Annotated in this window: 6 protein-coding genes and 3 pseudogenes; 6 read left to right on the top strand and 3 right to left on the bottom strand. The window is 69.7% G+C overall.

Going from position 1 to position 7,190, the window contains the following annotated elements:
* Positions 1-387: 387 nt before the first annotated feature.
* Positions 388-756, bottom strand: a complete 369-nt coding sequence (locus ACWGKT_RS27230; protein WP_453275778.1) for a VOC family protein — start codon at positions 754-756, stop codon at positions 388-390.
* A gap of 179 nt (positions 757-935) precedes the next feature.
* Here ACWGKT_RS27230 and ACWGKT_RS27225 point away from each other — a divergent pair.
* Positions 936-1,076: pseudogene (locus tag ACWGKT_RS27225) on the top strand (pentapeptide repeat-containing protein); the annotation flags it as partial.
* A 174-nt stretch (positions 1,077-1,250) separates the two neighbouring features.
* Positions 1,251-1,654: pseudogene (locus tag ACWGKT_RS27220) on the top strand (lamin tail domain-containing protein).
* Positions 1,655-1,797: 143 nt separating this feature from the next.
* Here ACWGKT_RS27220 and ACWGKT_RS27215 read toward each other — a convergent pair.
* Both ACWGKT_RS27215 and ACWGKT_RS27210 read right to left on the bottom strand, forming a co-directional pair.
* Positions 1,798-2,235 (bottom strand): cupin domain-containing protein, encoded by a 438-nt coding sequence (locus tag ACWGKT_RS27215; RefSeq protein ID WP_453275777.1) that lies wholly within the window; start codon positions 2,233-2,235, stop codon positions 1,798-1,800.
* Between the two features lie 319 nt (positions 2,236-2,554).
* Positions 2,555-2,742: pseudogene (locus tag ACWGKT_RS27210) on the bottom strand (IS630 family transposase); the annotation flags it as partial.
* A gap of 857 nt (positions 2,743-3,599) precedes the next feature.
* Here ACWGKT_RS27210 and ACWGKT_RS27205 point away from each other — a divergent pair.
* The 4 genes from ACWGKT_RS27205 to ACWGKT_RS27190 all read left to right on the top strand — a co-directional run bounded on the left by ACWGKT_RS27205 (position 3,600) and on the right by ACWGKT_RS27190 (position 7,093).
* Positions 3,600-4,685, top strand: a complete 1,086-nt coding sequence (locus ACWGKT_RS27205; RefSeq protein ID WP_453275776.1) for an S-(hydroxymethyl)mycothiol dehydrogenase — start codon at positions 3,600-3,602, stop codon at positions 4,683-4,685.
* Positions 4,685-5,317 carry an MBL fold metallo-hydrolase gene (locus ACWGKT_RS27200; protein ID WP_453275775.1) on the top strand — a complete coding sequence of 211 codons (633 nt, stop codon included), beginning with the start codon at positions 4,685-4,687 and terminating at the stop codon, positions 5,315-5,317. The genes ACWGKT_RS27205 and ACWGKT_RS27200 overlap by 1 nt, the downstream gene beginning before the upstream one ends.
* A gap of 253 nt (positions 5,318-5,570) precedes the next feature.
* The gene (locus tag ACWGKT_RS27195; RefSeq protein WP_356157555.1) at positions 5,571-5,933 is read left to right on the top strand and encodes a bifunctional 3-phenylpropionate/cinnamic acid dioxygenase ferredoxin subunit; all 363 of its coding nucleotides are present in this window, start codon (positions 5,571-5,573) and stop codon (positions 5,931-5,933) included.
* A complete protein-coding gene (locus tag ACWGKT_RS27190) occupies positions 5,930-7,093 on the top strand; it encodes an NAD(P)/FAD-dependent oxidoreductase (protein ID WP_453275774.1) in 1,164 nt (387 codons plus the stop codon). Before ACWGKT_RS27195 ends, ACWGKT_RS27190 begins: the two co-directional genes overlap by 4 nt.
* Positions 7,094-7,190: the final 97 nt, after the last annotated feature.

The raw sequence follows: 7,190 nt of genomic DNA, 5'->3' as shown, positions 1-7,190 counted from the left end.
GTTCCAGCACCGCCCATTGCACATCCGTCAGATCACCACGCGTCACGAACCAAGATCATCCCACGTGCAAGATTCACTTTCGATACACGCCCTAGCAGTTCTTCGTCGTGCGGCGTGTTCACGCCGGCAGGCACCGGTGCCCGGGCGGTGTAGCCGCCGCGGCCTGCGCGCGAGGACGAAGCAGCCCGCGTCGTCGGGCACGTCAGCAGGGTGCGGCGGAGCAGGATCGCTGTGTCGGAGACCTCGAACAGCGGGGCGCCGGCCGGGAGCCAGGTCCGCCGGTCACGCCTGTTTCGCGTACTGCTCGTCCTGACGAACATCGAGGCCACTCCAGGCGATTGATCTCTACCGCAGGTAGCCCACGATCAGCTCATGCCCCGGAGAGCCTCACTGAGTCGGGATCGGCTGGGTGAGGTTCACCGGGTTGCCGTCGGGGTCCTGGATGTGGGTGACGCGCTGTCCCCACGGCATGTCGTTGGGGCCGCCGCGGACCGAGCCGCCCAGCGCCGTCACCCGGCCGAGCGTCTCGTCGACGTCGTCGACACCGATGCTGAGCAAGATCCGCGGTGCCGCCCCGGTCCCCGGTTTCGTCTTCGTCACCAGCCCGAGGTCGGTGTCGCCGATGCGCAAGCCGAGGTAGAAGGCCGGGCCTTCCGCCGGTATCCGGAAGATCTCCTCGGCGCCGAACAATTTCGTATAGAAGCCGAGCAGGACGTCCTGGTCGGCGGTGATGATCACTGGCTGAATGGTGGACATGGCACTCCTGTCGAGAACGGTCGTGTCGCTGGGTAGACCGTTCGAGGAGGGTGAACTCATCGGCAAACCACGCCGCCAGACGATCTACAACCCAGACTGCCGCCCGCGACCAGTACGAGCAGCCCGAAACGGGGTCACACCAACCCTGCTGACCAGCCACTTCAAGACGGCGCAGCCTCAATGAACCTGGTGCAGCGGACTTCTACTACGGCGAGATGGAGATGCGCCGCCACGACGCAAAAGGTTCGCTCAGCGAGCGCGGACTGTTGTGGGCGTACTGGCTGCTCTCCGGGTACGGGCAACGGGTTTCCCGAGCCCTCTTCACTGGGCCCGCAGTGTGTGAGTGCGCGGTCGGCTGGCCTCTGATTCGCACCACACACCTGGGGTGGCGTGCGGCTTTCATGTTGCGAGGTGCTGGGGGGTGCGCGCACGAAGGGGGACCTTGTGTCCACTTCCGTTTCTGCTTCCGTCCGTCACTGTCCGCCGCCGTTGCCGTGGCGGGCGCCGTGGTTGAGGCGGTGACGCTGCCGACCGTGGCGGCCAGCCACCACCCGGGCCGGGACGACCGCTCCAACCGCTCGCTGAACAGGGAGTCGGTGGACCTCACCGAAGCCACTCGCCGGGTGGTGAACCTGGACGGCTGGACCCTCTCGGACGAGGCGGGCCACACCTACGCCTTTCGCCACTTCCGCCTGGGGGACGCTCGACCGTCCGGGTCCACACGGGCGAGGGTCGCGACAGCCGCACGGGCGTGTACCAGGACCGGCGCGATTACGTGTGGAACAACGACACCCGCACCCCGCGCAATGACCGGGGCCGGTGCGTCGACGACGAATCCTGGGGCTACCACGACCGCGGCCGTGACGGTGGCGACCGCCACGGCGGCGTGCGTCGCTGACGCGACTGCGGGTGCCGTCAGCCGACCACACCGGCCCGCGGCCCCCTCGGTGCCCGGATCACCGTTCACCGTGTCGGCGCCGCCTCCTCGGACTGCCCCGACCGCCAGCATTCCGGACTCCGCACGCTTGTCGCTCTCGCGGGTCATTCTTCGGAGGGACGCGGGGCGCGCAGGTGCGCCCGTTCCTTGAGCTCCTCCTCGTCGACCAGCGTGAGCATCGGCTGACCCGGCGCGCACACCATCGTTACCACGAACTTGGTCATTGCGTCCGACAGGGCGTTGCCGTCCTGGTAGTGGATCACGTCACCGCCTGGCTCCCAGAACGTCCCACCGGCCTCGACCACAAGCTCCGGCTCACCCTCGAGCTCGAACCGGAGCGCGCCCTCCATCACGTAGCCGAACGACGGGCCCGAGTGGCGATGCGGCGGGAGCCCGGGGTGACCGGGAGGCCACTCGACGAGGATGGTCATTCCCGAACCACCTTCGGGAAAGAAGGGCGGAGTGACTTCCTGCAGCAACTTGACTTCGGGCGGCAAGGAGGCCTCGTGGGCGGTCCCGTGCTCTGGGTTCTTCTCTGGCATGTACACACCTCCGTAAGCCTGCCCGGAACGGACGATCTTGCGTCGGCCGCCGCTTCCGGGCGGGTGTACCGGCCCACTCGTTCAGCGGAGACCAAGTTCGCCGGTTCCCGGCTCACACCTCTCGTTTCGCGTTGAGGACAAGCCACAGCATCCATCCGTGACAGGCCGTGTGCCTTCTGCCTCGCCCAAACGGTCTTGAGACCACCCTGCCTCCCGTCGGCGGCGGCCACAATCCGGGGGAGCCAGCGGCATCGAGACCGCATCGCACCATGTCATCGACGGGCATCCAGCTACCTGAGGTTCTCGGTTCGGGGTGACCTCATGGTGGTGTTGCGAGCAGCCTGGTCCGAGCGATGAATCCGTCGAGCACGCTCGGCCGGGTACGGCATGCGTTTGAGGCGGGTGCGGGCCAGTCCGGCGAGGTCATCGATTTTGCACGGGGCCAGGTTGCCCAGGCTCTTCCTTCAGGTGGGCCCACAGGCCCTCGGCCGGGTTGAGGTCGGGAGCTTTCAGTGCGACGAACATCGCGCCAAGCGCGACGGTCGGGGTGACCCGGCCGGAGTGGGGCTGGACTCCGACCACGGTGAGACGCTTGCTGCGGGTGAGAGGTTGTCGCACGGCGGCCAGCTTGGGTGCGCGGTCGCGGCCTCCGAAGCGCCCGAAGCGGGGACGCCGGTCGGCGGGGACCTGTACCCCGCCGATGCGGAGCAGGGTGCCCAGTGCGTCCACCGGCTTGGGCGGCGGCGCCGGAGTGGGCGTGAGCGGAGGCGCCTCGGCCGGTCCGCGCGCTCCGCCGGGTCCGGTGCTCCGCCCGGGTGCCGTCGCGGCCCGCATGGCCGACGCGATCGCCACGTACTGCGCCAGCTTGTCGGCCACCTCACCGGCCGACGGCCGCGCCGCCGGATCCGGTCGAGGCACCGCAGGACAAGTTCCCTGAGCGGCTGCCAGGTGTCGCCCGACCATCGGTGCATGCCCTCGGGCACCCCGGGCAGCGGCGCCCGCGGACGGCTGCTGACCAGCCGGAGCAGCTCCCCGAGGTCCCGGATGTTGCCCTGTTTGGTGGGTGGAGTGCCCGAGCCGTGGAACGCTCCGTCGATGGCACAGTCGGACAGACCGGTGAGCAGGACCGTCCGTTCCAGGACCACCACGGAGTCGGGGGAGAGCTGTCGGTGATCCGCCAGGAGGTGTTCGCGCCGCCGGGCCTGCGGGTGGTGGCCGCGGGGTCCGCCCTCCTGAGCGGTGTGCTGTGCGCCGACGCCTTGACCCCCGGTGGGTGCTCCACGATGCTTTGTTGCGGCACATGAGATGTGTGCCGTAATGAGAAACGCTCCACATCAGACCCGGACACCAGTCGAGGAGTGGCCATGACGCACCAGGTCCGTGCAGTCGTCGCGCGGGAGCAGGGCGCCCCCGTCAGCCTGGAGACGATCATCGTCCCGGACCCCGGTCCGGGTGAGGCGCTGGTCAAGGTCGAAGCCTGCGGGGTGTGCCACACCGATCTGCACTATCGCGAGGGTGGCATCAACGACGACTTCCCCTTCCTGCTGGGCCACGAGGCCGCGGGCGTGGTGGAGGCGGTAGGGGAGGGTGTCACCGACGTCGCCCCGGGTGACTTCGTCATCCTCAACTGGCGTGCCGTGTGCGGGCAGTGCCGGGCCTGTCTGCGCGGTCGGCCGTGGTACTGCTTCGACACCCACAACGCGAAGCAGAAGATGACCCTGCTCGACGGGACCGAGTTGTCCCCGGCGCTGGGCATCGGCGCGTTCGCGGAGAAGACGCTGGTGGCGGCGGGGCAGTGCACCAAGGTCGACCGGGCCGCGTCGCCGGCCGTCGCCGGGCTGCTGGGGTGCGGGGTGATGGCGGGCATCGGCGCCGCCATCAACACCGGTAACGTCGGGCGTGGCGACACCGTGGCCGTCATCGGCTGCGGCGGTGTAGGGGACGCGGCGGTCGTCGGGGCGAACCTGGCGGGCGCGGCGAAGATCATCGCGGTGGACCTCGACGACCGGAAGCTGGCCACCGCCGTGAAGCTGGGCGCGACCCATACCGTCAACTCCAGGCAGACTGATCCAGTCGAGGCGATCCGCGAACTGACCGCCGGCTTCGGCGCCGATGTCGTCATCGAGGCGGTCGGCCGCCCGGAGACGTACAAGCAGGCCTTCTATGCCCGCGACCTGGCCGGCACGGTCGTCCTGGTCGGTGTGCCGACTCCCGAGATGAAGCTCGAACTGCCACTGCTGGACGTGTTCGGCCGAGGTGGCGCGCTCAAGTCCTCCTGGTACGGGGACTGCCTGCCCTCCCGGGACTTCCCGATGCTCATCGACCTCCATCTGCAGGGCCGCCTGCCGCTGGACGCGTTCGTCACGGAGACCATCGCGCTGGACGAGGTGGAGAAGGCGTTCGAGCGGATGCACGCCGGCGACGTCCTGCGCTCGGTGGTGGTGCTCTGATGGCCGCCGCCCGCATCGAACGCCTCGTGACTTCGGGGACGTTCTCGCTGGACGGCGGCACCTGGGACGTCGACAACAACGTGTGGATCATCGGCGACGACCGCGAGGCCGTCGTCGTCGACTCCGCGCACGACGCCGAGGCCATCGCCGAGGCCCTCGGCGGGCGTAGCCTGCGGGCCATTGTGTGCACGCACGCTCACAACGACCACATCGACGCCGCGCCGGCACTCGCGGCACGTACCGGTGCCCCGATCCTGCTCCATGGCGACGACCTGCCGCTGTGGGATCAGACCCACCCCGACCGGAAGCCCGACGGCGAACTGGCCGACGGCCAGGTGCTCGCGGTGGCGGGTGTCGAGCTGACCGTGCTGCACACGCCCGGCCACGCACCCGGCGCGGTCTGCCTGTACGCGCCGGGTCTCACCGCGCTCTTCAGCGGTGACACGCTCTTCGCGGGCGGGCCGGGGGCGACGGGAAGGTCGTACAGCGACTTCCCCACCATCGTCGAGTCGATCCGGCACCGGCTGCTCGCGCTGCCGGGTGACACCGTCGTCCACACCGGACACGGGGATACGACCACCATTGCCGCCGAGGCGCCGCATCTTCAGGAGTGGATCGACCGGGGCTTCTGACCGTCCGGCAGGCTCGGGGCAGTACGCGCCCGTCTCCTCGTCCCTTGTGGGGCGGGGAGACGGGCTGCCTTCATGTGTCCCGAAACGGTCGGATTTCTCTTTCGTTCTGTTCCATATCGCGCACAGTGTTGCGTGAAGAGGAACGGAAACGTTGGGGTGTCTCGGCTCGGGAACGCCTTGACAAGGGTTCTGGGCGACTTCAGACTGATGTTGCGCTTACCGCAATCCGTTTCGCTATACGCACCGAGGTGTCATGATGATTCCCGCGTGCCGTCTCGCGGATCTTCCGCGAGGCGAGGCTTTCCGGCTCGACATCGATCCGCCGGTCTCGGTGTTCCACACCGACGATGGCGAGGTCTTCGCCATCGACGACACCTGCACCCATCAGGACGCCTCGCTCGCCGACGGCTGGCTGGAGGGCTGCGAGGTGGAATGCCCGCTGCATGCCTCGAAGTTCGACCTGAGGACCGGCGCCGTCGACGCCCCGCCGGCCAAGCTCCCGGTCCGGACGCACGAGGTCGTGGTCGAGGACGGCATGATCTACGTCCGTGTGTCCACGGAGGCGCCCAACCTGCCGCCCTGCATCGCATCCCGGCTCGCCGGGGGGCCCGCGTGAGGACCGTGGCCGTGGTGGGCGCCTCGCTGGCCGGCTTGTCGGCGGCGCGGTCGCTGCGGAAGCAGGGCTACGACGGGCGGCTGGTCGTCATCGGCGACGAGTCGCACCGCCCGTACGACAGACCGCCACTGTCCAAGGAGTTCTTGGCCGGCACCGTCGGCGAAGCGGACCTGGCCCTGGAGACGGACGAAGAGGACCTGGGGGCGGAGTGGCTGCTCGGCACCCGCGCCACCGGACTCGACCGCACCGACCGCGCCGTCCGGCTCACCGGTGGACGGGAGCTGCGCGCCGACGGCATCGTCATCGCGACCGGCGCTGCCGCGCGCACCCTGCCGGGCAGTGAGGGTCTCGCCGGAGTGCACCTGCTGCGCACCCTGGACGACGCCCGCGCCCTGCGCGACGAACTGGCCCTGGGCGGACGGTTGGTCGTGATCGGCGGCGGATTCATCGGTGCCGAGGTCGCCTCGACCGCGTACACCCTCGGACTCGACGTGACGGTCGTCGAGGTGGCCCCGACGCCGCTCGCCGGACCGCTGGGCGAGACGATGGGCGGCATCGTCTCCGGCCTGCACGCGGACCACGGCGTACGGCTGTTGTGCGGTGTCGGCGTCAAGGGGCTGAGCGGGGAGACCCGGGTGGACGCCGTCCTGCTGGCGGACGGACGCAGCCTCGCCGCCGACATCGTGGTCGTCGGTGTGGGGGCGCGCCCGTGTGTCGAGTGGCTGGAAGGCTCCGGCGTCGCGCTCGACAACGGCGTCAAGTGCGGCTCCGACGGCCGCACCAGCCTGGCCGGTGTGGTCGCGGTCGGCGACTGTGCCAACTGGTACGACCCCCGGGTCGGCGCCCACCGCCGGGTCGAACACTGGACCGGTGCGCGGGAGCGTCCCGACGCCGCCGTCGCCACGCTGCTGGCGGGCGGTGCCGCGCAGCCGGGTGTGCCCCGGCCGCCGTACTTCTGGTCGGATCAGTACGGCGTGAAGATCCAGTTCGCCGGCCACGCGGTCGGCGCCGACAGCGTGACCGTCGAGGCCGGTGCGGCGGACGACCGCGACGTCCTGGCCGTCTACCGGCGAGGCGGTCATCCGGTGGCCGTGCTCGGGATGAACCAGCCGCGGCTGTTCACCCGCTGGCGCAAGCAGCTCACCGCCGCTGTCTCTTGACAGCGCCCATGCGGCATCCCATGCTGCGGTTGCCTATGGCGCGCAGCGTTGCTGAATACACAACGCCGTCCGGAGTCGATCTTCCCGGCGCGTGAAT

The sequence above is a fragment of the Streptomyces sp. NPDC054794 genome (assembly GCF_053611585.1).
Note: the sequence above shows the minus strand (reverse complement) of the source record. Positions and strands in the feature narration are given on the sequence as shown.